The sequence below is a fragment of the Curtobacterium luteum genome (assembly GCF_001475545.1).
GTDB lineage: Bacteria > Actinomycetota > Actinomycetes > Actinomycetales > Microbacteriaceae > Curtobacterium > Curtobacterium luteum_A.
This window is the reverse complement of record NZ_LDQC01000061.1, coordinates 42,483-66,861: the sequence shown is the minus strand read 5'-3', so window position 1 is coordinate 66,861 and position 24,379 is coordinate 42,483. Positions and strand designations below refer to the sequence as shown.

The 24,379-nt window shown below is 72.5% G+C and carries 21 protein-coding genes; 13 read left to right on the top strand and 8 right to left on the bottom strand.

Annotated features, from left to right (window positions below):
• Positions 1-54: 54 nt before the first annotated feature.
• Entirely contained in the window at positions 55-1,053 is a 999-nt protein-coding gene (locus NS184_RS11425; protein WP_058726248.1) for a phosphotransferase, read from the top strand.
• 299 nt (positions 1,054-1,352) lie between these two features.
• Here the strand turns inward: NS184_RS11425 and NS184_RS11420 are convergent, their stop codons facing one another.
• Positions 1,353-4,601: an ATP-dependent DNA helicase gene (locus NS184_RS11420; RefSeq protein WP_083513644.1), complete on the bottom strand. Its 3,249-nt coding sequence runs from the start codon at positions 4,599-4,601 to the stop codon at positions 1,353-1,355.
• The gene (locus NS184_RS11415; RefSeq protein ID WP_152998180.1) at positions 4,598-7,753 is read right to left on the bottom strand and encodes an ATP-dependent helicase; all 3,156 of its coding nucleotides are present in this window, start codon (positions 7,751-7,753) and stop codon (positions 4,598-4,600) included. The genes NS184_RS11420 and NS184_RS11415 overlap by 4 nt, the downstream gene beginning before the upstream one ends.
• 130 nt (positions 7,754-7,883) lie before the next feature.
• Here NS184_RS11415 and NS184_RS11410 point away from each other — a divergent pair, with 130 nt between their 5' ends.
• The gene (locus NS184_RS11410) at positions 7,884-8,108 is read left to right on the top strand and encodes a DUF3107 domain-containing protein (protein ID WP_058726247.1); all 225 of its coding nucleotides are present in this window, start codon (positions 7,884-7,886) and stop codon (positions 8,106-8,108) included.
• A 1-nt stretch (position 8,109) separates the two neighbouring features.
• Positions 8,110-8,406: a hypothetical protein gene (locus tag NS184_RS11405; protein WP_058726231.1), complete on the top strand. Its 297-nt coding sequence runs from the start codon at positions 8,110-8,112 to the stop codon at positions 8,404-8,406.
• Between the two features lie 112 nt (positions 8,407-8,518).
• On the opposite strand, the gene NS184_RS11400 is transcribed toward NS184_RS11405, so the two are convergent.
• The gene (locus NS184_RS11400; protein ID WP_242863036.1) at positions 8,519-9,232 is read right to left on the bottom strand and encodes a ferritin-like fold-containing protein; all 714 of its coding nucleotides are present in this window, start codon (positions 9,230-9,232) and stop codon (positions 8,519-8,521) included.
• A gap of 84 nt (positions 9,233-9,316) precedes the next feature.
• On the opposite strand from NS184_RS11400, the gene NS184_RS11395 reads away from it, so the two are divergent.
• Positions 9,317-10,813, top strand: coding sequence for a DEAD/DEAH box helicase (locus tag NS184_RS11395; protein WP_058726230.1), 1,497 nt, complete (start codon positions 9,317-9,319; stop codon positions 10,811-10,813).
• A gap of 78 nt (positions 10,814-10,891) precedes the next feature.
• On the opposite strand, the gene NS184_RS11390 is transcribed toward NS184_RS11395, so the two are convergent.
• Positions 10,892-11,773: a PHP domain-containing protein gene (locus tag NS184_RS11390; protein ID WP_058726229.1), complete on the bottom strand. Its 882-nt coding sequence runs from the start codon at positions 11,771-11,773 to the stop codon at positions 10,892-10,894.
• 61 nt (positions 11,774-11,834) lie between these two features.
• Between NS184_RS11390 and NS184_RS11385 the strand changes: the two genes are divergently transcribed.
• Entirely contained in the window at positions 11,835-13,319 is a 1,485-nt protein-coding gene (locus NS184_RS11385) for an aminopeptidase P family protein (protein ID WP_058726228.1), read from the top strand.
• A gap of 9 nt (positions 13,320-13,328) precedes the next feature.
• The gene (locus tag NS184_RS11380) at positions 13,329-13,811 is read left to right on the top strand and encodes a GNAT family N-acetyltransferase (protein ID WP_083513643.1); all 483 of its coding nucleotides are present in this window, start codon (positions 13,329-13,331) and stop codon (positions 13,809-13,811) included.
• 222 nt (positions 13,812-14,033) lie between these two features.
• On the opposite strand, the gene NS184_RS11375 is transcribed toward NS184_RS11380, so the two are convergent.
• Positions 14,034-15,026, bottom strand: coding sequence for a general stress protein (locus NS184_RS11375; RefSeq protein ID WP_058726227.1), 993 nt, complete (start codon positions 15,024-15,026; stop codon positions 14,034-14,036).
• 150 nt (positions 15,027-15,176) lie between these two features.
• On the opposite strand from NS184_RS11375, the gene NS184_RS11370 reads away from it, so the two are divergent.
• The 5 genes from NS184_RS11370 (at position 15,177) to NS184_RS18895 (ending at position 20,545) form a co-directional block, all read left to right on the top strand.
• Entirely contained in the window at positions 15,177-16,496 is a 1,320-nt protein-coding gene (locus NS184_RS11370) for a magnesium transporter MgtE N-terminal domain-containing protein (RefSeq protein ID WP_058726244.1), read from the top strand.
• A 34-nt stretch (positions 16,497-16,530) separates the two neighbouring features.
• Complete coding sequence (locus NS184_RS11365; protein ID WP_058726226.1) at positions 16,531-17,028, top strand: DUF1003 domain-containing protein; 498 nt, start codon at positions 16,531-16,533, stop codon at positions 17,026-17,028.
• Entirely contained in the window at positions 17,021-18,181 is a 1,161-nt protein-coding gene (locus tag NS184_RS11360; RefSeq protein WP_058726225.1) for an Mrp/NBP35 family ATP-binding protein, read from the top strand. Before NS184_RS11365 ends, NS184_RS11360 begins: the two co-directional genes overlap by 8 nt.
• Positions 18,182-18,233: 52 nt before the next feature.
• Positions 18,234-19,082, top strand: coding sequence for a class I SAM-dependent methyltransferase (locus tag NS184_RS11355; protein ID WP_058726224.1), 849 nt, complete (start codon positions 18,234-18,236; stop codon positions 19,080-19,082).
• A 146-nt stretch (positions 19,083-19,228) separates the two neighbouring features.
• On the top strand, positions 19,229-20,545 hold the full coding sequence (locus NS184_RS18895) for a carbohydrate-binding protein (protein WP_206556279.1): 1,317 nt from the start codon (positions 19,229-19,231) through the stop codon (positions 20,543-20,545).
• A 155-nt stretch (positions 20,546-20,700) separates the two neighbouring features.
• On the opposite strand, the gene NS184_RS11345 is transcribed toward NS184_RS18895, so the two are convergent.
• Positions 20,701-21,069, bottom strand: coding sequence for a hypothetical protein (locus NS184_RS11345; protein ID WP_058726223.1), 369 nt, complete (start codon positions 21,067-21,069; stop codon positions 20,701-20,703).
• 64 nt (positions 21,070-21,133) lie between these two features.
• Here NS184_RS11345 and NS184_RS11340 point away from each other — a divergent pair, with 64 nt between their 5' ends.
• Positions 21,134-21,766, top strand: a complete 633-nt coding sequence (locus NS184_RS11340) for an O-methyltransferase (protein ID WP_058726222.1) — start codon at positions 21,134-21,136, stop codon at positions 21,764-21,766.
• 146 nt (positions 21,767-21,912) lie between these two features.
• On the opposite strand, the gene NS184_RS11335 is transcribed toward NS184_RS11340, so the two are convergent.
• Entirely contained in the window at positions 21,913-22,638 is a 726-nt protein-coding gene (locus NS184_RS11335) for an AAA family ATPase (RefSeq protein ID WP_058726221.1), read from the bottom strand.
• Positions 22,639-22,868: 230 nt separating this feature from the next.
• The gene (locus NS184_RS17445) at positions 22,869-23,039 is read right to left on the bottom strand and encodes a DUF3117 domain-containing protein (protein ID WP_017887054.1); all 171 of its coding nucleotides are present in this window, start codon (positions 23,037-23,039) and stop codon (positions 22,869-22,871) included.
• A gap of 127 nt (positions 23,040-23,166) precedes the next feature.
• Here NS184_RS17445 and NS184_RS11330 point away from each other — a divergent pair, with 127 nt between their 5' ends.
• Positions 23,167-24,321: an AI-2E family transporter gene (locus NS184_RS11330; RefSeq protein ID WP_193750451.1), complete on the top strand. Its 1,155-nt coding sequence runs from the start codon at positions 23,167-23,169 to the stop codon at positions 24,319-24,321.
• Positions 24,322-24,379 lie beyond the last annotated feature (58 nt).

Genomic DNA, 24,379 nt, shown 5'->3' with positions numbered 1-24,379 from the left:
CCGGGTCAGCGTGGCGCGCCCGGAAGGCGATGACACGGACCTACCCTGATGGGCATGGCGGGATCCCAGTTCACTCTAGCCGCGTTGGCGACGACGGCCGTGCCCGGGCTCGTCGTCACGGGCACGCGCACGCTCGGATCGGCTGCGTCCGGGGACTACGAGTCCGCGGTCCTCCGAGACGCGGACGGCGGCACCCTCGCGATCCGCCGACCGCGCAACCAGCGCGCCGAGGCGCGGCAGTCGGCCGACCTCGTCGCGATCCGCGCGCTGAGCGCCGGGATCCGCACGCGCCTCCCGTTCGCGGTGGCCGAGTACCGCGGTCAGGCGCCGATCGGTTCGACCCGCGCCATCGTGACCACCTACGTGCCGGGCGAGCACCCGACCCTGCGCTCGCTGGCGGAACGGCCCGGACTCGCGACCTCCGTCGGCCGCGCCGTCGCCGCCGTCCACCAGCTCCCGACGAGCTTCGTCACCGATGCGGGCCTGCCGTCGCTCACCCCGTTCGAGGTGCTGCGCTCGGCGGTCTCCGTGATGGACCGTGCGGTCGCCACGAAGCTCGTGCCCGCGGCGCTCAAGGAGCGATGGGAGGGCGCGGCCCGTGACCAGCAGCTCTGGCAGTTCACGCCGACCGTCGTGCACGGCTCCTTCGGCACCGAGTCAGTGCTCGTCGAAGGCGACGCCGTGACGGGTGTCCTCGGTTGGGGTGAGCTGCGGCTCGGTGACCCCGCGAAGGACCTCGCCTGGGTGCTCGCCGGGCGGTCGGACGCGTTCGACACCGTCCTGAGCGCGTACGAGGCGAACGGCGGCGGCCGCGACCGGCAGCTCGCACAGCGGGCTCGCGTGCACCACGAGCTGGAGACCGCGCAGTGGCTGCTGCACGGTGTGCAGGTGAAGAGCACCGAGGTCGTCGACGATGCGGTCGCGATGATGCACCGGCTGGTCGAGGCGGTGCACGCACCGAGCGCGGCGCCGCTGCAGTCGGTCTCGCCGGAGACGATGGAGATCGGCGAGGTCGAGCAACTGCTGTCGTCGACCGAGCGTCGCCACGGCTGACGCCACCACCTGACGGCCTGGAGGCGCCGCACCGGCGCGCACCGTGCCTCCCGTCCGGTGGTGCGCGCCCTGCGCGCGGGGCGCGGCGCACACCGCCGGGTGTTGCGCGCCCTGCGCGCGGGCGCGGCGCACACCGCCGGGTGTTGCGCGCCCTGCGCGCGGGCGCGGCGCACACCGCTGGGTGCGTTCGTCGTGGTGGCAGGCGGCGCACGTCGCGACGCGAGTCCCGCACGTCGTGGCGCCGGTCTCGCGCATCGTGGTGTCGGCTTCCGGTCGCGGTCGCCGGCCGGGTGGTTGGGTCAGCCGATCGCGTCCTGCCACGCCCGCTCGAGGCCGGCCCGGTCGAGGAGCCCGGTCGGCCGCACCTCGAGGTCGTCGGCGACGAAGTAGAAGACCGCGTCGACCTCCGCGAGCGGCCGCCCGGTGAACTCGGCGTAGGCGACGCGGTACAGCGCGAGCTGCAACTGCCGCTTCGCGAGGTCGTCGCGTCCGCTCGGCGCCTTGCCGGTCTTCCAGTCGACGACCTCGGCACGTCCGTCGATCTCGTAGACGGCGTCGAGCTTGCAGACGACGCTGTGCCCGAGGAAGGGGATGTGGATCTCGCGCTCGACCTCGATCGGCGTCAGCTCGGCCCACCGCGAGCGCGCGAACGTCTCCTGGAACGCAGCCAGTCGTCGGGCGTCGTCGTCGGTGACCGGGGCCGTCACCGAGGCATCGGGCAGGTCGTCCGCGTCGAGGTCCGCCTCGTCCGCCCACAGGTCGAGCGTCTCCAGCGAGCCCCCCGCCCGCGCTCGCTGCTCGACCCACTGGTGGAACAGCGTGCCGAGCCGGGTCGCGCGGTAGGGCCGTTCCGGCATCGGACGTCGGAGCCGCTCGGCGACGCGATCGGGCTCGGAGAGGTAGTCCTTGAACCCGGAGGCGGGCACGCGGTGCGGCACCACCACGGCGTGCCGCGCACTGCGGACGGCGGCCCGCTCGGCGAGCAGCAGGTCGATGTCCGCGGCGAAGCGCCCGGCGGCACCGGGGTTCGCGTTCCGGACCCGTTCGGCGGCAGCGTGCACCCGAGCCGCGCGCTGGCCGTACGGCACGTGCGGCCAGGTCTGCGTCGCGCCCGACTCCCCGAGCGGATCGTGCTCGTGGTGCGACTGCTCCGGCACGGCGTCGGCCGCGATGACCCCGGCGTCGCGGAGGTCGGCGAGGTAGCGGCTCGGCGCGGTCGGCTTCACACCGCCGGCCCAGAACGATCCGGACACGAGCAGGTCGTGCTTCGCTCGGGTGAGCGCAACGTAGGTCAGGCGTCGCTCCTCGTCCTCGTTGCGGGCCTGCATCTCGGCCTTGAAGGCCTCGATGGCGTCGCGGACGTCCTTCTGGGTCTCCTGCCCGCGCCAGGCCAACCGCGGGAGCTCGTCGGCGTCGCCGCGGAACTCGTACGGCAGCCGGCCGAAGCCGATCCAGCCCGAGGAGCCCTCCTGCGGCCGCGCCGGCAGACCGCCCTCGACCATGCGCGGCACCGCGACGGCGTCCCACTCCAGACCCTTCGACCCGTGGATCGTGAGGATCTGCACGGTCCCCGCCTCGGGTTCCTCGGACCGCGGCCCCATGTCGTCCCGCCGGGCAGCGGCGTCGATCCAGCCGAGGAACGCGCCGAGGTCGGCACGGTCGTCGGTGGTGACGAACCCGGCGAGCTCGTCGAGGAAGGCGTCGAGGAAGGCCTGGCTGCCCTGCTCGTGCGCGGCGACCTCGATGTCGAGCCGCATCTCCTGCACGACGAGCGTCACGAAGTCGACGAGGTCGCCGCGGGCGCGCTGTCGCAGGGCCTGGAGCTGCTGCCCGAGTGCACGCATGCGCTCGCGTCCGGCCGGCGAGATCCGTCCGAGGGCACCGTGCTCGTCGGGTGCCGTCGCCACGAAGTCGAGCGCGTCCACGATCGATCCGTGCTCCCCCGCCGCGACCGACGCCCGGAACGCCGCGGTCAGGTCGTCGTCGAGCCGCTGCTGGGTGTGGTCGCGGCCGAACAGCCACTTCGCGAGGTCGTGCAGGGCGGCGATGTCCGCGGCGCCGACCCGCCACCGGGCACCGGCGAGCAGTCGGATGAGGGCGTTTCCGGCTGCCGGGTCGTGCAGCACCCGGAGGCACGCGACGAGGTCCACGATCTCCGGACGCTGGAGGAGCCCGCCGGTGCCGAGGACGTGGAACGGCACCCCGAGTTCGCCGAGCGCGCCGGTGAACGCTGCGAGGTCCTTCCGTGCACGGAGCAGGAGTGCCATCGAGGCACGCGGATCGCGCTGCCGGTGGGCACGGAACCACCGCGCGACCGTCGCTGCTTCCTCCGGCAGGGTCTCGGTGAACACGGCCTCGACCGAGCCGTCGTCCGCACCCGGGCGCGGGGAGAGCCGCTCGACCGCGACGTCGGAGGCCTCGGAGAGCGGCGACACGACGGCGTTCGCGGCGGCGAGCACGTCCACCGGGTTGCGCCAGCTCGTCGACAGCGGGAAGGTCACCGGGGTCGGCTGGTCGTCGCCGCCGAAATCGCGCGGGAAGCGTCCGAGGTTCGCCGCACTCGCGCCGCGGAACCCGTAGATCGACTGGTGCGGGTCACCCACCGCCATGACGGGGTGGCCACGGAACAACCGCGCGAGGAACCGGGTCTGGACGACCGAGGTGTCCTGGTACTCGTCCAGGAGCACCACGCCGAACCGGCTCCGGAGGTCGTCGACCACGCGGGGCGCCGACTCGGCCGCTGCGAGCGCCAGCGCGATCTGGTCGGAGAACTCGACGAAGCCCCGGTCGACCTTCTGCCGTCGGAAGCGCTCGACGAGGTCGGCGAGGGGTTCGAGGCCGCCCACCGCGGCAACGGCCTTCGCGACGTCGGCGTAGGGCTTCCCGCGGTTGCCCGGCAGCTCCAGGACCCCGGCGAACTCGATCGCGAACCGCCGCAGCTGCTCGGGCTCGACGAGGTGCTCGGACGCTGCTCCGGCGAGCGCGACGACGGCCGCCGTGACGGTGTCGACGTCGCGGTCGAGTCCGGCGAGCCGGTCGTCGCGGGCGTCGACGACGACCCGGCGGGCGAGCTGCCAGGCGGAGGGCTCGGTGAGGACCTGCGACTCGCCGTCCCGACCGACCAGGAGCGCGTTCTCGCGGAACACCGAGTTCGCGAACGCGTTGTACGTCGACACGGTCGGAGCCTCGAACGCGTCTCCGGGGGTGATCAGGCCGACGTCCTCGAGGGCCCGGATGCGGTCGTTGATGCGCACCGAGAGCTCGCCGGCGGCCTTGCGGGTGAAGGTCAGGCCGAGGACCTCGTCGGGGCGGACCAGACCGTTGGCGAGCAGCCAGACGACCCGTGACGCCATGGTCTCGGTCTTGCCGCTGCCGGCGCCCGCGACGACGAGTGCCGGGGCGAGCGGCGACTCGATGACGGCGCGCTGCTGGGCGGTGGGACGGGGACGACCGAGGGCATCGGCGATCTCGTCGGCACTGCGGGCCGGGCGCGCGGTGCCGACCGGTCCGGCGTCGGCCTGTTCGGACTCGACCTGCTCGGTGCTCACCAGGTGACCTCCCCCACCACGTGGATCCGGCACTCGGCGCCGGTCCGGGACTGCTCGCAGTGGTCGTCGACGTTCGCGAGGAACGTGCGACCGGCCATCCCCCGCGCGACGCCGTGCAGGCGCTCACGGTAGGCCTCGCGTGCCTCCGCGTCGAACGCGTGCTGCGTCCGCTCCGAGTACGCGTGGGTGCTCCGGGCGTTCTGCACGAACACCAGGCGGGCGTCCGTCATCGGCGCACCGGCAGGGACGCCCTCGACCGCACCGTCCTCGACCGCGAGCTGGTACGCGCCGAGCTGCGGGTGTTCCGGCATGTCGTTCTTCTCGCTCGGCATCGAGCGGCCGGTCTTCAGGTCGACCACGCTGATCCGTCCGTCCGGGTCGACCTCGATGCGGTCGATGCTGCCCCGCATCCGTGCCGGACCGGTCACGAGGGAGAACGCGGTCTCGGCACCGAGGAGGCGCCGCCCGGCCGCAGCGAAGGTGCGGAGGTAGTCGCTCAGGCCCTCGATCATCCGGCGGGTGCGGGCGCGCTCCCGGTCGGCGATCCACGGCGACTCGAAGGTGAGCTCGCCCCACCGGGACTCGACGTGCGCCCAGAGGGACTCGACGTCGACGCTCGTGGCGTGCTCCATGGCGTCGTGGACGATCGTGCCGATGCCCATCGCCGGGCTCGGGGCGCCACCGCCGAACGTCTGCACGAACCAGTGCACCGGGCACTCCTCGAACGTGCCGATGCGGGACGGCGAGACACTCACGGTCGGCGCGACCACCGGCCCGCCCTCGTACTCCGCCGCCGGCTCCGCGTCGAGGTCGACCAGCGGAGCGTCCGTCGTCGGCTCCGCGGTGCCGTACCAGTCGTCCGGGTCGGCGCCGGGGACCTCGGCCTCGGCGAGGCGGGCGAGTGCGGATGCTGCCTCCGGGTCGCCCGAGGAGACGACCCGCCGCCGGAGCGAACCCGCGAGACCGCGGAGCGACAGCGGGTGCACGGTCGCGGCGCGCTCCGGCGGCTCCGGGACGAGGCGGACGAAGGGCGACGGGGACTCGTCGTCGTTCGCGACCGTGCCGATCACCACCTGGGTCGTCGCACGGGACACCGCGCGGGCGAACAGGCGGAGCTCGTCGGCGATCACCGCGGCACGATCGTCCACGGCCGAGCGCTCCGTGCCCTCGGCCGCGCGGACGAGACCGTCCGGGTCGAGCAGACTGCCCCGGACCCGGGTGTTCGGCCACACGCCGTCCTGGAGGCCGAGGACCACGACCACGTCGCACTCGAGGCCGACGGTCGCCGACGGGGTGAGCACCCGCACGCGGCCCGCGGTCCGGTCGGGCCCGATGGAGTCCTCCGGGAGGTCCGCGTCGAGCAGGTCGTCGACGAACACCCGCGCGGGCGCGTCCGGCGTGCGCTCGACGAACCGCTTCGCCGCTGTGAACAGGCCGACCACGGCGTCGAGGTGCCGGTCGGCCTCCCCGGCGCCGACACCGCCGGCCTCGGACTGCGACCGCCAGACCTCGGCGAGCCCGCTGCGTTCCCACAGTCCCCAGAGGATCTCCTCGATGCTGGCGTCCGCCTCGGCGTCGGCGCGGGCCTGCACGAGGCTCCTCGCCAGTCGGGTGGCCCGCCGCGCGAACCCGGCGTCGATCGTCGCGAGCCGCTCCGGCGCGCCGAGCGCCTCGACGAGGAGTTCGTCGGCGGTACGCGTGCCGTCGCCGGCCAGTTCTTCGCGGCGGAGGGCGAGCCGGAGCCGCCGCATCGCGAGGGTGTCGAGGCCGCCGAGCGGACCGGTCGCGAACGCGGTGGCGAGGTCGGCGTCGAGCGAGAGCACCCCGAGGGCGACCGCCGCCGCGTCGAGGAGCGACCGCGCTGCCGAGTCGTCGCGGACCCGCACGGGCGCGGCCCCCGCGGTCGCCGGCACCTCGGCCACGGACAGTGCCCGGACGAGCTCGGGGATCGCGGCACCGCTGCGCGTCACGACGACCATGCGGTGCCAGGGCACGCCGTCGAGGAGCCGGTGCTCGCGGAGCCGCCGGGCGATCGCGACCACGAGGGCAGCACGGCTCGCCCCCTGCACGTGCACGACCGCGTCGGTCCGGGCGTCGGTGACGGTCGCGACCGCGTTCCGCTGCCGACCGGCCGCCGCGGTCCCGATCCGCGCAGAGATCCCGGCGACGAGCGCGCGGACCGGGGCCGCGTGCCGGTGCACCGTCCCGAGGACGACCTGCTCGACGTCGGCGACACCGAGCCGCGCGCCGAGCCGACCGAGCACGTCCGGCACGGCCCCGCGGAACGCGGACGCCGCGATGTCCGGGTCGCCGAACGCCACGACCTGCACGCCCGAGCGGGCCAGCGCGCCGAGCAGCGCGATCTCACCCTCGACGAGCTCCTGTGTGTCGTCGACCACGACGGTCCGGAGGGCGGCGACCGCCGGCGGGACCTGCCCGCGGAGGACGGCGGCTGTGGCGTACGCGACCAGCTCGGCGGCGTCCAGGCTCGTCGCGCGGAAGGCCGAGAGCGCCGCGCGGTACCCGTCGACGAAGTCCCCGACCGCGCGCCACTCCGGGTGACCGGTGTCGTCGCCGAGCTCGCGCATCTCGTCCGGCTCGATCCCGGCCGCCACGGCACGCATCATCACGTCGCGCAGCGCGGTGCGGAACCCGGCACGCTCGCGCACCACGGCGGTGATCGCCTCCGGCCAGTCCGGCCCGGTGCCGTCCGCCTCGTGCCCGGCGAGGAGGTCGGCGATGATGCGGTCCTGCTCGCCGCCGGTGAGGAGCGTCGGCACCTCCTGCCCCTGCACGACGGCGGCGTGCGTGACGATCTGGAACGCGAGCGAGTTGACCGTCCGCGCGAGGGCGCCGGGGACGACGCGGTCGACCGCGGTGGCCAGGCGGTCGCGCAGGGCCGTCGCGGCGGTGCGGGCCGAGGTGAGTGCGAGGACGGTGGCGTGCCCGTCCGGCGAGATCGCGTCCGCCGCCCGGAACCGCTGGGCGACGAACCGCGCGAGGGTCGTGGTCTTGCCCGTGCCCGGTGCGCCGATCACGGCGGCGTGCCGGCCCGGGGGCAGCGCGAGCACCGCGTCCTGTGCCGCGTCCGGGGCCAGCGCACGCGCGACACCCGTGTCGTCGGGGGTGGGCGTGAGGGTCGTCCGGGGCACGCTCGTACGGTACCCACGACGGCCGACACCGCCGACACCCGACACGGCGCCGGCGACCGTTCCGCGCGGGTGGTGTGCGCCCGCGGCGAACGGCCGGAGCAGCCGCGGACCGCCCCGCTACGCTGTGGTCGTGGACATCAAGATCGGCATCATGAACAGCCCGCGCGAGATCGCGTTCGAGAGCGCGCAGACCGCTGACCAGATCGAACAGGCGGTGTCGGAGGCCCTCACGGCGAAGGCCACCCACCTGTCCCTGCAGGACGAGAAGGGTCGTCGGTTCATCGTGCCGGTGGCCTCCCTCGCCTACGTCGAGGTGGGCGCGGAGGAGTCCCGCCGCATCGGCTTCGTCGCCTGACGTGGAGCTGCTGTTCGCCGTGCTCGGCGGCCTGCTCGTCGGGGCCCTCGCGCACGTCGTCCTGCCGTGGCGCGCGAGCCGGGGCGTCCTGGTGGGACCGGTCGTCGGCGGCGTCGCCTCGGCCGTGCTCTGGGAGTCCCTGACCTGGGCCGGGTGGCCGTACGACGGCGGCTGGATCTGGGCAGCGGCGCTCCTCGGCGCGGCCGTCGCAGCGGTCGTGGTCGAGTGGGTGCTCGGCGCCCGTCGCCGATCCGCGGACGACGCGTACTACGAGCGCGTCCGCACGAACGGCGCCTGAACCGCGACGAGCGCCCCCGCACGGACGGCGCCTGAACCCCGACGAGCGCCCCCGCACGGACGGCACGCGGACCGGAGCAGGCCGCGCGGGAGCCGGACCGCCGCCGCTCGGCTCAGGCGGTGAGCCCGAGCGCGTCCATCCGCCGACTGTGCGCCGCGATGAGCTCGGTCCAGACGGGCTCGAGCCGCGACTGGTCCTCCCGGGCGTGCGACGCGAGCGCCGACCGGGCCACGAGCAGGGTGTCCCCGACGAGCCGTCGGCCCCACATCGCGAGCCGCGAGCCCACCCGGGGGTCGGCCTCGATGTGCGCGGTGAGCTCCTCGACGACCGCCGCTTCCTCACGCGCGTCGAACACCGTGCGGAGCCGCTGCCGGACGTCGATGGGGAGCGAGCGCAGCAGGTCGTCGAACAGGTCGTTGAGGATCCCGGCCGTGACGTAGCCGGTGAGCATCGACTCGTACCAGTCGGCACCGCTGGTCCGCTCGAGGAAGCGGTCGATCGCCTCGCGGTGCGGCGACATGAGCTCTGCCGGGTCCTGTCCGTTCCGCTCGATCTCGGCGACGATCGTCCGGTGTCGCTCCAGTGCCGTGGTGGCGAGCACACCGGTGACGAGCCGTCCGGAGAGCGTCGGCGCGGACGCCCCGGCGCGACCCATCGTCTCGTACATCGACAGCTGCAGGTACGCGGCCTGCCCGAGGTAGACGTCGAGCTCGGGGCTGACGTCGTCCAGCCGGAGCCGCTCGCCGGACGCCTTCTTCGGGTTGCGCGAGGCGAGCCAGGCGGCGGCCAGCCGCGCGGCACGTTTCCGGTTCCACCAAGACACCACGCCAGCAGCATAGGGGTCCGGACCCGGGACCCCGGTCTGCGTCGGTAGACTGGTCGGGACTTCCACCAGGACTAAGGTGATTCTTTGACTTTCGCAGACCTCAACATCGAGCAGGACATCGTCGACGCGCTCGCGACGAAGGGCATCACCGAGCCCTTCCCGATCCAGCAGCAGACGATCCCGCTCGCCCTGACCGGCCAGGACATCATCGGTCAGGCCAAGACGGGCACCGGCAAGACCTTCGGCTTCGGCCTGCCCCTCATCCAGCGCCTCGGTGCCGCTCCGGAACCGGGCGTGAAGGCCCTCGTCGTCGTCCCGACGCGCGAACTCGCGGTGCAGGTCACCGAGGACCTCGAGCTGGCCACCTCGAACCGCCCGACGACCATCGTGTCGATCTACGGCGGCAAGGCGTACGAGGGCCAGATCGAGCAGCTCAAGGCCGGTGCGCAGATCGTCGTCGGCACCCCTGGGCGCCTCATCGACCTGCAGCGCCAGCGCCTGCTCGACCTCTCCCACGTGCAGGAGGTCGTCCTCGACGAGGCTGACCGCATGCTCGACCTCGGGTTCCTCTCGGACATCGAGCGCATCTTCCAGGCCGTCCCGGCCGTGCGGCACACGATGCTGTTCTCGGCGACGATGCCCGCGCCGATCGTCGCCCTCGCCCGCCGCTTCATGTCGCGCCCGGTGCACATCCGCGCCACCGACCCGGACGAGGGCCTGACGCAGGCCAACATCAAGCACGTCATCTACCGCGCGCACTCGCTCGACAAGGACGAGGTCATCGCCCGCATCCTGCAGGCCGAGGGTCGCGGCAAGACCGTGATCTTCACCCGGACGAAGCGCGCCGCCGCGAAGCTCGTCGAGGAACTGAAGGACCGCGGCTTCAACGCCGCCGCGGTCCACGGGGACCTCAACCAGGAGCAGCGCGAGCGGGCCATGGCCGCCTTCAAGGCCGGCAAGCGCGACGTCCTGATCGCGACCGACGTCGCCGCCCGCGGCATCGACGTGGACGACGTGACGCACGTGATCAACCACACGATCCCGGACGACCCCGACACCTACCTGCACCGTGCCGGCCGTACGGGCCGCGCCGGCAAGACCGGCATCGCGGTCACGTTCGTCGACTGGGACGACCTCCACAAGTGGACGCTGATCGACAAGGCGCTCGAGTTCGGCATCCCGGAGCCCGTCGAGACCTACTCGTCGTCCCCGCACCTCTTCTCCGACCTCGACATCCCCGCGGGCACCAAGGGTCGACTGCCGGGTGCGTCCGCGCACGCCGCGTCGGCCGGCGAGGCGAAGGGCGGCGACCGCCCGCGCGGTGGACAGCAGGGCGAGGGTCGCTCCGGCGGCTCGCGTTCGCGGTCCCGGAGCCGCACCCGGTCGGGAGGCTCGGCACCGGCCTCGACGGAGCAGTCCGACACGCAGGTGCCCACCACTCCCCCCGCGGACGGTGCGACTGCTGAGGCCGGTTCCGGCGACGGAGCGGCCAAGCGCCGCCGGCGGCGTCGTCGCCGCAGCGGTGGCGGCTCGTCCGAGGCGACCGCCGCGACGCCGCAGGCCGCCGGCGAGGGCGAGTAGCGCCTCCAGGCCGAAGGGCCCGTCGCTGACGCGACGGGCCCTTCGTCGTCCCACCCGTGCGGGCAGGGCGGGCCGTGGTCAGGCCAGGCGGGCGCCGGGGCCGGAGACGGGTGCGGATCCGGTGGCCGCGGCGACGATCGCGTCGAAGGCGGCGCGCGACGTGCGGTGCTCGCCGAGCCGGTTCGGCTTGCCGGTCCCGTGGTAGTCGCTCGACCCGGTGACGAACAGGTCGAAGCGGGTGGCCCAGTCGAGCAGGGTGCGCTTGCCGTGGGAGACGTTCTCGCGGTGGTCGACCTCGAGTCCGCCGAGCCCCGCGTCGACGAGCGTGCGGAGCATCTCCTCATCGATGACGATGCCCCGCGAGGACGCCGCCGGGTGCGCGATGACCGGGACACCACCGGCACCGCGGATGAGCTCGACACCGTGCAGGGGCGACGGTGCGTCGTGCGGCTCGTAGTAGCCGGAGGCCGGGTGCAGGATGCCCCGGAACGCCGCGCTCCGGTCGGGTTCCAGCCCGCGGGTCACCAGGGCGTCCGCGATGTGCGGGCGTCCGATGGTCGCGCCCTCGCTGGCCTCGGCGAGCACGTCGTCCCAGGTGAGCGGGTGGTCGGCGCCGATGCGCTCGACCATCCGGCGGGCGCGGGCCAGACGGCCGTCCCGGATGCGCGTGGTCTCGGCGACGAGTGCCGCGTCGGTCGGATCGACGAGGTACCCCAGGACGTGCACGCTGCGGTACCCGATGCGGGTGCTCAGCTCGAGGCCGGGGAGGAGCGTGACCGGCAGCTCGCGCGCGGTCGCGACGGCTTCGTCCCACCCGGCGGTGGTGTCGTGGTCCGTCAGCGCGACGCCCTCCAGCCCTGCGGCCACGGCGGCCTGGAGGAGCTCGGCAGGCCGCTCGGTGCCGTCGGACACGCTCGAGTGCGTGTGCAGGTCGATGAACGGATCGGGCACATCGCCCATGCTATCCACAGGTGGCGACGCGCAGAGGCCGCGGTGGGCCGGACGGTGCGAGGATGGGTGCATGGCCGACACCACTCCCCGCGCGACGAGCAACCGTTCCACGACCCCCGGTTCCTCGACCTTCAAGGACCACATCGGATCACAGTGGGCCGAGCGCGAGCGTCCGCTCCCCGAGCCCCGTGAGCAGGCACCCCACGCCGCGGCACGTCGGGCACGCATCTCCGAACTGCACCCGGGCCGGACGATCGTCGTGCCGGCCGGGCAGGCGAAGGTCCGCTCGAACGACTGCGACTACCCGTTCCGACCGCACTCCGCGTTCGCCCACCTCACCGGATGGGGCACGGACACGGTCGTCGGCTCCGTGCTCGTGATGACGCCGAACGGCTCCGGCCACGACGCCACCCTGTACTTCCGTGCCACGGCGGGCCGCGAGTCCGAGGAGTTCTACGCCAACCCGGAGATCGGCGAGTTCTGGGTCGGACCGCGTCCGTCCCTGGCCGAGGTCGCCGCCGACCTCGGGCTCCCCACCGCCGACCTGGGCGACCTCGACGCGGTCGTCGACGGCCTCGACGCCACGGTGCTGGTGGTGCGCGACGCCGACGCCGAACTGACCCGGTCGTTCGACGAGCGTCTCGGCAGCTCGGTCGGCGGCGCCCCCGAGCAGGACGGCGTCCCCGCGACCGACGACGTCCTCGCACGCGACCTCTCGGAACTCCGCCTGGTGAAGGACGCGTACGAGGTGCACGAGCTCCGCCGGGCCGTGGCGGCGACGAAGGCCGGCTTCGACGACGTCATCGCTGACTTCGACGCCGTGCTGGCGCACCCCCGCGGTGAGCGCATCGTCGAGGGCACCTTCAACCGTCGGGCCCGGGCGGACGGCAACACCGTCGGCTACGACACGATCGCGGCGTCCGGTCACCACGCCTGCATCCTGCACTGGACCCGGAACGACGGCGCCGTGCAGCCGGGCGACCTCATCCTCATCGACGCCGGGGTCGAGGTCGACTCGTTCTACACCGCCGACATCACCCGGACCCTCCCGGTGAGCGGCACGTTCACCGACGTCCAGCGGATGGTCTACGAGGCCGTGCTCGAAGCGGCGGACGCGGCGTTCGCGATCGTCAAGCCGGGCATCACCTTCCGGCAGGTGCACGCCACCGCGATGGAGGTCATCGCCCGCAAGACCGCCGAGTGGGGCTTCCTGCCCGGCACGGCCGAGGAGTCGCTGCAGCCGGAGAACCAGTTCCACCGCCGGTACATGGTGCACGGCACGAGCCACCACCTCGGACTCGACGTGCACGACTGCGCGAAGGCCCGCCGTGAGATGTACATCGACGGCGTCGTGCAGCCCGGCATGGTGTTCACGATCGAGCCCGGTCTGTACTTCCAGCAGGACGACCTGACGGTCCCGGAGGAGTTCCGCGGCATCGGCGTCCGCATCGAGGACGACATCCTCGTGACCGAGGACGGCGCGGAGAACCTGTCGGTCGGGATCCCTCGGACCCCCTCGGAAGTGGAGGGGTGGATCGCCCGGTCCGGCCGCTAGCCTGAGCGGGTGACCACGCCCGAGCACACGCCGACGACGGACGACATCGACATCGAGGTCGAGCACTTCGACTCCCCGGACGCCCAGCGGCTCCGTGCCGCACAGCGTGTGGAGATCGACCGCGCCTACGGGCAGGACACCGAGCCGGGCGAGAAGCCCACGGCTGAGTCGATCGCGGTGTTCTTCGTCGCGCGGGACGCCTCGGGCACACCGCTCGGTTGCGGCGGGCTGCGGATCGTGCAGGACGGCATCACCGAGATCAAGCGGATGTACGTCCGGCCGGAGTCGCGCGGTGCCGGGGTGTCGACCGCGCTCCTCCGTCGCCTGGAAGAGGCAGCGCTCGACCTCGGTTCACCAGCGCTGGTGCTCGAGACGGGCACGGAGCAGAAGCGGTCGATCGGGTTCTACGAGCGCGAGGGCTTCACACGGATCGCGAACTTCGGCCCGTACGCGGGCGTACCGACCTCGGTCTGCTACTCCAAGGTGCTCTAGTCGGGCAGCGTCGGGCGGCGGCACCCGAGGTTCCACGATCCCGGCACCTCGAGCGGCATCGTCGTGGGTTCGTGGAACCTCGGCGGACCGGCCACGGCAAGTCGTGGAACCTCGACGGCTCGGATCAACCGACAGTGGCCAGACGCAGGCCGCGATCCGTCGGACACACACGTGGACGATCGGATCCGCCGACCGTGGACGGTGTTCGGCGGTCGGGCGGCGTCAGGACCGGCTGTCGTCGATGCCCTTCCCGTACTCCGGCGCGGACGACGGCGCGGAGGTCGGCGCGGACGACGGCGCGGACGACGGCGCAGAGGTCGGCGTCACGCGTTCGCCGAACTGGGGCTGCTCGTCGGGGCGAGCTGCGTCGGCGGGACGGTTCGTCCCTGCTGCCTGCGGCTGGTAGCGGGGCCCGTCGTTCGTCCCGTACCGCGGCGGACCGGCCGGAGCTCCCGAGGGAGCGGCGGGAGCTCCTGCGGCTGGCCCCGCCGAGCCGCCGGACGGCGCGTCGCCGTAGCGCGGCCCGTCGTTCGTGCCGTAGCGCGGCGCCCCCGCCTGCGGGCCGGGGGCCGACGCGCCGGGCTGCTGTGTGCCTCCAGGCTGCTCGTGGGGCGTGGCCTGCCCGCCGTACGGAGCCTGCTGCTGCCGCGGCTCCGGCCGCCAGGGCTCCTGCCGGTTCACCGGCGCACCCTGCGAGGACGACGGCGAATCCCAGTGGGTGGACTGGGTCGCGCCGAACTGTCCGAGGATCTTCTGCGCCTGCCCGGTCAGCTGCGGGTCCACCACGATCTGGTAGTTCGTCGCGAGCACCTGGTGCACGCTCGTGAAGTCCCGCTGCCGCTTCGTGATCGCGAACGAGACGATGCCGTAGAGCATGCCGAAGGCGGCGCCGATGATCGCCGCGGCGATGATGAGGCCGCCGGCCGTCGGGGAGAAGAGGGTGAGGACGATGCCGAAGAAGATGCCGAGCCAGAGGCCGGACAGCGCGCCCGCGATGGCGGCGCGGCCGTAGGTCATCTTGCCGGTGACACGCTCGACGGTCTTGAGGTCGTTGCCGACGATCGAGATCTTCGCGACCGGGAAGTCCGACTCGGCGAGCTTCGCGACGACGCGCTGCGCCTCCGGGTAGCTGTCGTAGGTGCCGAGGACGTCGCCCCGCGGCAGCGTCGGGAATGCCTGGGCCGTCCGGCCGCCGAAGGGGCTCTGATTGCTCACCCAGCCATCATCCACCGGACACCTTGCAATCGCACGTGCGCTCCCAGGGAAGCCACCGACCGGGACCGGCTCGGCGGACGGCTGAGCCGATCGGTGGAGCTCCTCAGGCGCGGCGGCGTCGGCGCAGGGCCGAGCGACTACGCTGGACGGGTGAGCGCCACGAAGGTCTTCGTCGCCCGCCTCGCCGGGTGCTCCGTCTTCGACCCCGCGGGCGACCGCGTGGGCCGCGTCCGGGACGTCCTCGTGGTCTACAGACGGGTCGACGCCCCACGCGTCGTGGGGCTGATCGTCGAGGTCCCCGGCAAGCGTCGCATCTTCGTGTCGGTCGGACGGATCACGTCGATCGGCGCCGGGCAGGTGATCACCACCGGCCTCGTGAACATGCGCCGCTTCGAGCAGCGCGGGGGCGAGGTCCGCGTGATCGCGGAGATGCTCGGTCGCAAGGTGCTCATCAAGAACCAGCGGATCCGCGCCACCATCGAGGACGTCGCGATCGAGGACCGCGGGCAGGGCGACTGGGAGGTGTCGCAGCTCTTCCTCCGCAAGCCGAAGACGACGCCGTCCCCGTTCGGCAAGGGTCCGACGACGTTCGCGACGTGGAACGAGGTCACCGAGGACGAGCTGCCCGGCGAGGCACAGTCCGCCGAGCACGTCATCGCCGCCTACTCCGACCTGCTGCCGGCCGACCTCGCGTCGACGCTGCTCGACCTGCCCGAGGAGCGTCGGTTCGAGGTCGCCGAGGAGCTCCCGGACGACCGGCTCGCCGACGTGCTCGAGGAGATGCCCGACCAGGAACGCATCGAGATCCTCAGTCGGCTCGAGGACGCCCGCGCCGCCGACGTGCTCGACCAGATGCAACCGGACGACGCCGCCGACGTGCTCGCGCAGTTCCCGGACGACCGGTCCGAGGCCCTCCTCCAGCTCATGGAGCCGGAGGAGGCGCAGGACGTCCGCATGCTCCTCGAGTACGAGCCCGACACCGCCGGTGGTCTCATGACGACCGAGCCCGTGATCGTCTCCGCCGACGCGACCGTGGCCGAGGGGCTCGCGCTCGTCCGCCGCCACGAGCTCGCCCCGGCCCTCGGCGCGAGCGTCTGCGTCGTGCTCCCGCCGTACGAGCCGCCGACCGGTCGGTTCCTCGGCCTGGTGCACTTCCAGCGCATGCTCCGCTACCCGCCGAACGAGCGGCTCGGCACCCTGATCGACCAGCAGACCGAGCCGGTCCGGGTCGACGCCAGCGCCGCCGAGGTCACCCGGATCATGGCGACCTACAACCTGCTGTCCGTCCCCGTGGTCGACGACGCCCACCGTCTCGTCGGGGTGGTGACGATCGACGACGTCCTCGACCACGTCCTGCCCGACGACTGGCGAAGTCAGGGCGAGGGAGAACCCTCACCCCTGCCTCGCCAACGCTCGCGCAAGACGCCCGTGACCACGGGAAGGAGGACCACCAGTGGCCCGAACGGATGACACCCGCCAGGAACGTCTGGACTCCCCGAAGGGCATGCGCACCCGCGTGCTCCCGACCCGCCGTCGTGGTCGCGGAGACACCTTCGGACGCGCGACGGAGGGCATCGCGCGGGCGATGGGCACGCCCTGGTTCCTCGTCGGCCTGACGCTGTTCTGTGCCGTGTGGATGATCTACAACTCGGTCGCGCCGGCGCGCTGGCAGTTCGACTCGGCGTCGATCGGCTTCACGGCGCTCACCCTCGTGCTGTCGCTCCAGGCGTCGTACGCGGCACCGCTCATCCTCCTCGCGCAGAACCGGCAGGACGACCGCGACCGCGTGCAGTTCGAGCAGGACCGCCAGCGCGCGGAGCGGAACCTCGCGGACACCGAGTACCTCGCCCGCGAGGTCGTCGCGCTGCGCCTCGCGATGCGGGACATGGCGTCGAAGGACTTCATCCGAGCCGAGATCCGGTCGCTCCTCGAGGAACTCGACCGCCGCGACGCGGACGACGCCGGCTTCGCCGACGAGCCCGGTACCGCTGCTCGTGGCTGACGGCGGACCGTCCGACGAGCAGCTGGGCGGGGCCGTCCTCGCGGCGCTCGGCCGGGTGATCGACCCCGAGATCCGTCGGCCCGTCACGGAGCTCGACATGATCCGCGGGGTCGACGTCCAGCCGGGAGGCACGGTGCGCGTCGACCTGCAGCTCACGATCACGGGGTGCCCGGCCGCCGACACGATCGAGCGCGACGTGCGCGCCGCCGCCGGTTCGGTGGACGGCGTCTCCGCCGTCGACGTGGACGTGTCCGTGATGTCGCCGGCGACGCGTGCGGCGCTGACCGAGCGGCTCCGCGCGGGTCGTCCCCGGGGAGTGCAGTTCACACCGGACTCGCTGACGCGGGTGATCGCGGTGACGAGCGGGAAGGGCGGCGTCGGCAAGTCCACGGTCACGGCGAACCTCGCCGTCGCGCTCGCCGCTCGGGGACAGCGGGTGGGCATCGTCGACGTCGACGTGCACGGCTTCAGCATCCCGGGGCTCATGGGCCTCACCGACGCCGCGGGCGTGGCACCACGACCGACCCGGGTCGACAGCATGATCCTGCCGCCGGTGGCGCACGACGTGAAGGTCGTGTCGATCGGCATGTTCGTCGACGACGTCTCGACCGCGGTGTCGTGGCGCGGGCCGATGCTGCACCGGACGGTGTCGCAGTTCCTCACCGACGTGTTCTTCGGCGACCTCGACGTGCTGCTCCTCGACCTCCCACCCGGCACCGGCGACGTGGCGATCTCGGTCGGTCAGCTGCTCCCCCACGCCGAGGTCCTCGTCGTCACCACGCCGCAGACCGCCGCCGCGGACGTGGCCGAGCGCAGCGGGATCGTCGCACGGCAGACCGGGCAGCGGGTGATCGGCGTCGTGGAGAACATGGCAGGACTCGTCCAGCCCGACGGCTCGGTCCTGCACCTCTTCGGCGAGGGCGGCGGTGCCGAGACCGCTGCTCGGCTCTCCCGCGGGCAGGACGCCCCGGTCCCGGTGCTCGGCAGCGTGCCGCTCTCGGTGCCGCTGCGGGAGGGCGGGGACGCGGGCGTGCCCGTGGTGCTCGGGACCCCGGAGGACCCGGCGGCGGTGGCCCTCGGCGCGATCGCCGACCGGGTGTCGGCGATGGGCCGGGGGCTCGCAGGTCGCAAGCTCGGGCTGTCGGTCGGCTGATCCCCACCGAGCGTCGGCAGGGCCGGGACGCTCGCTCGGTAGGGTCGAGGGCATGAGCACTGATCACGTCAACGTCGACTGGGACCAGGCCCGCGACACGAACCGCGCGAACTGGGACGACCGCGTCCCGATCCACGAGGGCGCCTACGACATCGACGCCCTGAGCGACCCCGCGCACCGCTCCGGCGTCGTCCGCGAGGACCTGCCCGTCCTCGCCCGCTGGCTCCCCGGTGGCTCCCTCGCCGGACTCGACCTCTGTCACCTCCAGTGCCACATCGGCACGGACACGGTCTCCCTCGCCCGCGAGGGTGCCCGCGTCACCGGGGTGGACTTCTCCCCCGCGGCACTGGACTCCGCCCGAGGGCTCGCCGACCGCCTCGGTGTCGAAGCCACCTGGGTCGAGACGGACGTCCTCGACGCCCGGGCCGCGGTCACCGGCGACTTCGACGTCGTGTACACGAGCATCGGGACGATCTGCTGGCTCGACGACCTCGACCGCTGGGCCGCGCAGGTCGCTGCGCTCCTCCGTCCGGGCGGGGTGTTCTTCATCCGCGACGGCCACCCGGCGCTCTACGCCCTGGACGAGGACGCCGACGAGCTCGTCGCACGGCACCGGTACTTCGCGGACGGGACGGCCCAGCAGTGGGACGACGCCGGGACGTACGTGGGCGACGGGACGGTCGCCAACACCCGGACGTACGAGTGGCCGCACCCGCTGTCCGAGATCGTGAACGCACTCCTCGCCGTCGGACTGCGGCTGCGGTTCCTGGACGAGGGCCGGACGCTCCCATGGCGGTTCAGCGCGCGCATGGAGGACACCGGAGACGGGAACTACGTCTGGCCGGGCGCGGATCGGGACCGTGTGCCCGCCACGTTCACCATCGTCGCGACGAAGGACTGAACGCTCCTGCTGTACGTCCTTTCATGGACAGGTCCTCCCACGCGGGTGCATTGTGCAGGGGTATTCCACAATGCTCCTGCGGAATCGGGTCCGCAGGAGCTCCACCCCGCTCGGCAACGTCGCCGGGCCGAGGACAGGAGGACCGTGTGATCAGCAGGACCAGGATCGGGATCGTCGCGGTGGTCGCGGCCGCGTTGGCGGGCGGAGCCGTCGCAACGGCTCCGGCAACGGCGGCCACGCCGACGTGCGCGACCGCGTGGAGCGCCGGCACCGCGTACACCGGCGGCGCGACCGTGAGCGAGAACGGCACGAACTACACCGCGAACTGGTGGACGCAGGGCGACGAGCCCGCGACGCACTCGGGCGCGACGGGCAGCGGACAGCCGTGGACCTCGACGGGCGCGTGCAGCGGCACGAGCACGGGCGGTGGCACCGGGGGTGGGAGTGGTGGCGGCACCGGCACCGGCACCGGCACCGGAGGAGGCACGGGCGCCGGGACCGGCGGCAGCGGCGGCACCGCGAGCGGGCTGGTGTTCAGTCCGTACAAGGACGTCACGGTGAACCTCGACTGGAACACGAACGTCATGAACACCGCGGTCACCGGGACGCGCATCCCGGTCGTCGGGTCGTCGAACAGCCTCGTGTCCACCCGCGAGCCGGGCCTGAAGGCGATCACCCTCGCCTTCGCCACCGGTACCTGCGGGAGCGAGAACTGGGGCGGTGTCGCGGCCGACGCCTTCGCGAGCGCCAACATCCCGAAGCTCGACGCGGCCGGGGTGGACTACATCGTCAGCACCGGCGGCGCCGCGGGCTCGTTCACGTGCTCCGGGACGGCACTGCAGTCCTTCATCGCCCGGTACGCGACGTCGCACATGATCGGCGTCGACTTCGACATCGAGAGCGGGCAGTCCGTGGCCGACGTGCAGAACCTCGTGAACGCCGCGGCGCTCGCGCAGTCGAAGTACCCGGGCATGCGGTTCTCGTTCACGCTCGCGACCCTCGCGGCGTCCGACGGGTCGTACGGCGGGCTGAACAGCACCGGTGACGCCGTCGTCAAGGCCATCAAGGCGTCGAGCCTCACGCACTACACGGTCAACCTCATGACGATGGACTTCGGCCGCGCGACCACCGCGAACTGTGTGCTCTCCGGCTCGACCTGCGAGATGGGACAGTCGGCGATCCAGGCCGTCACGAACCTCGAGCACACCTACGGCATCGCTCTGTCGAAGATCGAGGTCACCCCGATGCTCGGCGTGAACGACGCCGCCGACGAGGTCTTCACCCTCGCCGACGTCGACACGCTGACGTCCTACGCGAAGGCGAACGGCCTCGCCGGCGTCCACGTGTGGTCGCTCGACCGGGACACCCCGTGCTCCTCGAGCACGGCGATGGCCACGTGCAGCTCGGTCCCGAGCGCACCGGCACTCGCGTGGACCGACCGGTTCCTCGCCGACCTGCGGTAGACGCCACCCAGTGACGGACTGGAGCGCGCCCCGCTCAGCGGCAACGCGAAGCGTTGCGCGGGGCGCGCCGACCGAGCCTGCGAGGGAGGAGTGCCAGCCGGCACCGCGCCTCCAGTCCGTCTCCCGGTCGCCTGACAGGCCGTCAGCGCGCGCGGTCAGGTGGCTTCGTTGTCGAACGGTGCGGCCTCGCCAGCGGCGAGCGGCACCACGGGTGCCGTCGCACGCACCTTCGATGCGGTGACCTGCGCCGTCTCGACCGCAGCCACGCTGCCCCCGCTGTCGAGGAGGGCGTCACGGATGATGCGCCGTGGGTCGTACTGCCGCGGATCGAGCTTCTGCCACTCGATGTCGTCGAACTCCGGGCCCATCTCGTCGCGCATCCGCTCCTTCGCGGTGTCGGCGAACCGGCGGACGGCCTTCACGAACTCGGCGAGCTTCGCGGCGTACGTGGGCAAGCGTTGCGGCCCGACGATCAGGACACCGATGATCCCGATGACCAGGAACTTCTCGAAGCCGTCGAACACGGTACGAGCGTAACCCGTCCTCCCCGCGCATCAGCCGTAGAGTTGTCAACCGAACGGAGTGTGCGTGTCAGAGAAAGAGTCGAACTGGAAGTTCGCCGAGGACATCGTCGCCGAGCCCGAGACGATCGCCCGCGCGCGTGAACACTCGTTGGAGCTCGGGGTCGAGGCGATCTCCCCTGCCATCGGCGCACAGATCAGCGTGATCGCCGCGGCCTCGCGGGCGACGAGCATGATCGAGATCGGGACCGGACTCGGGGTCTCCGGACTGTACCTGCTCGCCGGCGCTCCCGAGGCGACGCTCACCACGATCGACGTCGAGGTGGACCACCAGCAGGCTGCTCGTGACGCGTTCATCGCGGCCGGCACCGCCCCCGCGCGCATCAGGCTCATCCCCGGCCGGGCGAACCAGGTGCTCCCGCGGATGAACGAGGCCTCGTACGACGTCGTGCTCGTCGACGCCGACCCGGAGCACGTGATCGAGTACGTCGAGCACGGGCTGCGGCTCGCGCGGCTCGGCGGGACCGTGCTCGTGCCGCACGCGCTGTGGCGGGGACGTGTCGCGGACCCCGTGAAGCGGGACCGTGCGACGACGGACTTCCGGCTGCTGCTGACCGAGGTGTCGACGTCGGGTGCGGTGCGGAGTGCGCTCTCGCCTGCCGGGGACGGCTTGCTGCAGCTCACCAAGCTCACGGCGTAGCGCCGCGTCCTCGGGCGCCTCCATCGCCGGGGGTCCACGCTCGCTCGTCGTCTGCGCTCGTTCGTCGTCTGCGCTCGTTCGTCGTCTGCGCTCGTTCGTCGTCCGCGCTCGTTCGTCGTCTGCGCTCGTTCGCCGTCTGGCCTCGGTCAGTCGTCCTCGTCGGTCAGGTGGCGCAGGTAGCGCTCCGGCGACTCGAGGAACGACCGCTGGTGCCGCACCAGATCGAGGTCCTCCCACGCCGTCCGACGGAGGCCCCACTCCCCCACCTCGTGGATCGTCGCGCCCGGGAACGCCGCGAGCACGGGCGAGTGCGTCGAGAGGATCACCTGCCCGATCCCGCTGTCGACGATGGACTGCAGCAGCCCGATGAGCGCGAGGCACCCGGAGAACGACAGCGCTGACTCCGGCTCGTCGAGGATCCAGAGGCCCGGCCACCGCGCGCGGTCGATCACGAAGTCGAGGAAGGACTCGCCGTGGCTGCGCTCGTGGAACCGCGGCTCGGGGCGGCTGCGGTTCGGGTGTTCCTCGAGGTAGGTGAAGAAGCCGTGCATGGTCTCGGCACGCATGAAGAAGCCACCCCTCGGCGCACCGGGTTCGCGGCGGAGGCGGATGTGCTCGCAGAGCATCGACTCCGACGGGCGGGTCGAGTGCTGCGATCCCGTCCCACCGCCTTCCGGCCCCATGCCGAACTGCAGGGCGATGGCCTCGACGATCGTGGACTTGCCGACGCCGTTGTCGCCGACGAACACGGTCACGGGGTCGAGGTCGAGCCCCTCGTCGAGCAGCTGCCGGACGGGTGACAGCGTCGCCGGCCAGACGTCGCGGGGCATCGGGCCCGGGTCGTTGAACTCCTCGACCCGGGTGATCGGCATGAGGGACCTGCGCACGGGGCCATCCTGCCGGACGCCACCGACGGCATCGTCGCGGAACCGTCCGGCGCCGTCGCCGTCGCCGCCGTCGTCGTCGTCGCCGTCGCCGTCGCGTCGTCGTTGTCGCCGCCGTCGTCGTTGTCGCCGCCGTCGTCGTCGCCCTCGTCCGCGCCGGACGCGACGAAGCCCGGAGCGTACGCGCTCCGGGCTTCGTCGTTCAGTGCTTCGACGGACTAGGCCGAGACGACCTCGGCGAGTGCGTCGTGGAGTTCCTTGGCCTCGGCATCGTTGACCGAGACGACCAGGCGGCCTCCACCCTCGAGCGGAACCCGCACGATGATGAGTCGACCCTCCTTAACAGCCTCCATCGGCCCGTCACCGGTCCTCGGCTTCATGGCTGCCATCAGATGTCCCCTTTCGTGCAGTACATGCCTGCCCATTATCCCGTATCGGAGGGGCAACTGCGAAACCGCCCAGGTTGGGGGTCGCGAAACGCGACGTTCTCGCGGGTCTGCTCCCTAACCTATGCGGATGCCGAACATCCGCTCCATGCTCCGCGGAAGCGATCCCGCGCCCACCGACGACGCGGTGCCCCCGGGCATGCGGATCGCCGCGGCGTTCTCGTGGCGCCTGCTCGTCGTCGGAGCAGCACTCGCGGTGCTGATCCTGCTGGTGGTCCTCCTGCAGGACATCATCGTGCCGTTCCTCATCGCGCTGCTGCTCTGCGCCCTGCTCGTGCCGATGTCGTCGTTCCTCCGCCGACACCGCTGGCCGAAGTGGGTCGCGATCCTGACGAGCCTCGTGTCCGTCGTCGTCGCGATCGGCGGTCTCGGCCTCATCGTGACGGCGCAGATCCGTTACGACCTGCCGTCCCTCGAGAAGCGCCTGCACGCGAGCATCTCCTCGCTGCAGTCGCTGCTCGCCTCGGAGCCGTTCGGCATCACGGCGACCCAGGTCAACCGGTGGATCTCGGACGGCGCGGACTACCTCCAGTCGCACGCGTCATCGATCTTCTCCGGGTTCGTCGCGGCGGGCTCGGGTGCGATCCACGTCTTCGAGGGCCTGTTCATCATCATCTTCACGACCCTGTTCGTCCTCATCGACGGACCGCGCATCTGGCAGTGGGTCGTCCGCATCTTCCCGCGCCGAGCGCGCGCTCGTCTCGACGTCGCCGGTCACGCGGGGTGGAAGACGCTCACGAGCTTCATCCGGGTCCAGCTGGTCGTGGCGATCACCGACGCCCTCGGTGTGGTCATCGGAGCACTCATCCTGCAGATCCCGCTCGCGATCCCGATCGGCGTGATCGTGTTCTTCGGCGCGTTCCTGCCGGTCGTCGGCGCCATCGTCGCGGGCATCGTCGCGGTCGTCATCGCGCTCGTCTTCAACGGGTGGGTGCCCGCGCTCATCATGCTCGGCATCATCGTCCTCGTGCAGCAGCTCGAGAGCCACGTCCTGCACCCGTTCCTCACCGGCAGCGCCGTCAAGGTGCACCCGCTCGGCGTGGTCCTCGGGGTCACGGCCGGCACGACGATCGCGGGCGTCGTCGGAGCGTTCTTCGCAGTGCCGTTCATCGCCACGGTCAACGCGATGGTGAACGCCGCCGCGGCCTGGCGGCCCGAGGACGGTGTGCCGCTCTCCGACATCGAGCGGATCGAGCGGCACGAACCGGCGCCGGCGACCGACTAACGGGAGCCCACGCCGAGAGCACACCAGCGCCCCGTGCCGGCGCCGGGGAGGGGACGGT